This is a genomic window from Nosocomiicoccus massiliensis, assembly GCF_000438455.1.
Classification (GTDB): Bacteria; Bacillota; Bacilli; order Staphylococcales; family Salinicoccaceae; genus Nosocomiicoccus; species Nosocomiicoccus massiliensis.
In genome coordinates this window covers 1-3,013 of sequence record NZ_CAVG010000130.1, presented here as the reverse complement: position 1 = coordinate 3,013, position 3,013 = coordinate 1, and the positions used below count along the sequence as shown (strand labels likewise).

The following is a 3,013-nucleotide window of genomic DNA, read 5'->3' as shown; positions in this document are numbered from 1 at the left end:
AGATTGATTTAATAGGCGTATAGTATGTCTAAAGGAGAGATACCGTGTGAGAATAATCATTAATTTATTAGACCGTATGAGCCCGCAACGCTCGATTTTTGTTTATTATTTAGGTGCATTAATTGTTTCTACGTTACTCATGCAACTGCCATTTTTCTATAATGAAGGTACATACATATCATTTATGGATACGTTATTTGTCACAGCTTCAGGTATCTCTGTTACGGGGCTTACGACGGTAAATATTGTAGACACGTTTAATACGTATGGGATTATTCTCCTAATGTTCATACTAAACCTCGGCGGTATCGGTATTATGGCGACGTCGACATTTATATGGATTTTACTCGGTAGAAAAATTACATTAAGAAACCGAGCAGCAATTATGGTCGACAACAACCAATCCGCAATTGCTGGTGGGGTAAAGCTCGTTTTAAATATCGTGTCTTTACTGTTTTTAATCGAACTGATTGGTGCGATTATTTATACGTCAGTGTTTTATTATTTAACTGGTTCGTTTAAAGATGCATTCCTTCAAGGGATGTTTTTATCAGTATCAGCGACGACAAACGCAGGATTTGATTTATATCATCAATCGTTGATCGGACATAGTACAAACTTCTTTCTTACGGTTCCAGTAATGTTTCAAATTGTTCTTGGTGCGATTGGATATCCTGTGTTAATCGAAGTGAAAGAGTTCTTTAGTCATAAAAACCCGCACTTTAGATTTAGTTTGTTTACGAAAGTGACGACGACGATGTATGCGTTACTTTATGTAATTGGTACAGTGTTTTATTTAATCATCGAGTGGAATGGTCCACGTTTTCAAGATTCGTTTATTACTAAAATGACGAACGCGTCATTTATGAGTGTATCGTCAAGAAGTGCAGGAATCGTTATCGAAGACCCTTCGCTACTAAACGAAGCGACACAGCTTTTATTAAGTATGTTAATGTTTATCGGGTCATCACCATCCAGTGCGGGTGGGGGAATTCGTACGACGACATTTGCGATTTTGTTACTGACAGTAATCGCATTTGCGAGAAGTAAAGAATACCCGACGATATTTAAGCGGACGATCGCAAAACAAGACGTTGAACGCGCATTTGTCGTGTTCGTTATGTCAATTGTTTTACTATTTTTAGGAATATCCGTCATCACGTTTGTTGAAGGTGACAAACATAGTTTAATGTCTATTATCTTTGAGGTCTCGAGCGCGTTCGGAACGTGCGGGATGTCGATGGGGATAACAAATGATTTACAGACGAGCAGTGAGCTTATACTAATAGTCCTTATGTTTATCGGTCGTGTCGGTTTTGTCAGTTTCTTATTAAGTTTTGGTAGTAAGAAAAAGACGATTATTAAATATCCGACGGAGCATTTAACAGTCGGTTAAAAGAAAAAATAAAAAGGCGTAAGCATGCTAGCTTACGCCTTCAATCATTATTTTTTGATCGTATATCTTTTATGGTTTACTACTGTCTTTTCAAAATCTTCGTTTTCGTTCCAGTCTTCGTTTATTGTAATGTCGACGATGACTGAATTTTCGTTGATTTTTTCAACTTTACCAAGCATTCCATCGAACTCAACAATATCTCCGACTTCTGCTGGTACAATTTCTACTTCGTCTTTGTTCTTACTCATCGTAACCCCTCCAAATAATCATTATACTATTATACAATTTTCAACTATTTTTCTCAATAGAAGTGCGTATACAACGTTTTTCTCGCTTGTTTTCTTATGTTTTTTGCGGTTGATACACTCACTCCTAAATGCTTTGCGATCTCAACGAGTGCATATCCATCAATCGTCATAAGTAGCCATGTATACTCACGCTCAGTTAGTTTTTCTTTTACACCGATTAAATACAAATTCGCATCTATAGAATCGATAGGGAATGTATCTAGAACTCTATCTTCTGTCACTTGATATCGCTCTAATCGACGTGCGTTTTTTCGAATTTCATCGATTAAACGTTGATAAATAATCGTGTAAACAAATTGTGATTCTTTACATTTGGCCTCGTCGTGCTTGTTTAAAGCTTCGTAAACCGCTAATCGTCCAACTTGCATATACTCATCTCGGTCATATAAAATGTTCAGTCTTTTAATAATTGAAGCAATCATCGGTTCATAAGATGTTATCTTATCCATTGTAACTCCTGTAAGAATCGATTCTTAAATTATTTCCGGATATGTGTAATGTACCGAGTTTTTAATCGTTCAAACAGGCGCTTTAGTTAACAAAAGTTAGCATTAAAGATATTTACATTTAACATTGTGATGTATTTAAACGTAAAATGATGTATAATTCGTTCTAATACTATAATTTTGATGAAAGAGGACTTCCTATGAAAGGATTGCCATATTTTACAAGAGACGTTAAATACATAGAACCGATTTATGATCCTACATATATGTGTCAAGCAGTATCAGATTCTGGTATCGTTCAGTATAAGAAATCGTCGGAAAACTGGTTAAATGAGTATTTAACTTATTTTTATGCGACGAATCTATCTGCAATACGTAAACATGTTCAATTGAATTTCAACATCCATCGTATGATACCGATTTGTGTAGATCTCGAATATCAATTTATTATGTTCCCATTAAATTCGAGTAAAAATAAGAACGTGTATTTTATCAATTTAGCAAAAGTATATCGGTGTATTAAACGTGAAAGTGGAACGACGATTGAGTTTATATGTGGCGATACGTTAGATGTAGATATTTCATATAGCCAATGTGAAAGTCAGTATGTAAAAGCGACGCAAATATATGATAGGTATGTGAAATTTAGACAATTTAGAAGACGACTTTTAAGCACAGAAACGAATAAAACAATGTATAATATAAATAAATGACATGATGCGAAAAGAGGGATCATATGGAAATTAAAGTAAAAGTGAAAGATAGCACGCATCAATTACAAATTTTTAAATATAAATTATCACTCGATCAAAAAGTGAGAGACTTGATTGCACTCTTAACAGATGATTTACCATATTTAACAC

Annotated in this window: 4 protein-coding genes; 2 read left to right on the top strand and 2 right to left on the bottom strand. The window is 34.6% G+C overall.

Annotation, left to right across the window (positions count from 1 at the left end; all coding sequences use genetic code 11):
• Positions 1-46: 46 nt before the first annotated feature.
• Positions 47-1,396 carry a TrkH family potassium uptake protein gene (locus TJ68_RS06295; protein WP_052327359.1) on the top strand — a complete coding sequence of 450 codons (1,350 nt, stop codon included), beginning with the start codon at positions 47-49 and terminating at the stop codon, positions 1,394-1,396.
• A gap of 47 nt (positions 1,397-1,443) precedes the next feature.
• Here TJ68_RS06295 and TJ68_RS06290 read toward each other — a convergent pair whose 3' ends face one another.
• Together TJ68_RS06290 and TJ68_RS06285 are read right to left on the bottom strand one after the other, a co-directional pair.
• Positions 1,444-1,617: a DUF2187 family protein gene (locus tag TJ68_RS06290; RefSeq protein ID WP_148449674.1), complete on the bottom strand. Its 174-nt coding sequence runs from the start codon at positions 1,615-1,617 to the stop codon at positions 1,444-1,446.
• 80 nt (positions 1,618-1,697) lie between these two features.
• The gene (locus tag TJ68_RS06285; RefSeq protein WP_040929312.1) at positions 1,698-2,153 is read right to left on the bottom strand and encodes a sigma-70 family RNA polymerase sigma factor; all 456 of its coding nucleotides are present in this window, start codon (positions 2,151-2,153) and stop codon (positions 1,698-1,700) included.
• Between the two features lie 197 nt (positions 2,154-2,350).
• Between TJ68_RS06285 and TJ68_RS06280 the strand changes: the two genes are divergently transcribed.
• Entirely contained in the window at positions 2,351-2,863 is a 513-nt protein-coding gene (locus TJ68_RS06280; RefSeq protein ID WP_040929311.1) for a competence protein ComK, read from the top strand.
• Positions 2,864-3,013: the final 150 nt, after the last annotated feature.

Excerpts from the sequence above, each read along its gene's own strand:
- TJ68_RS06280 (WP_040929311.1), top strand. The coding sequence starts at position 2,351 with ATGAAAGGATTGCCATATTTTACAAGAGACGTTAAATACATAGAACCG.
- TJ68_RS06285 (WP_040929312.1), bottom strand. The coding sequence starts at position 2,153 with ATGGATAAGATAACATCTTATGAACCGATGATTGCTTCAATTATTAAA.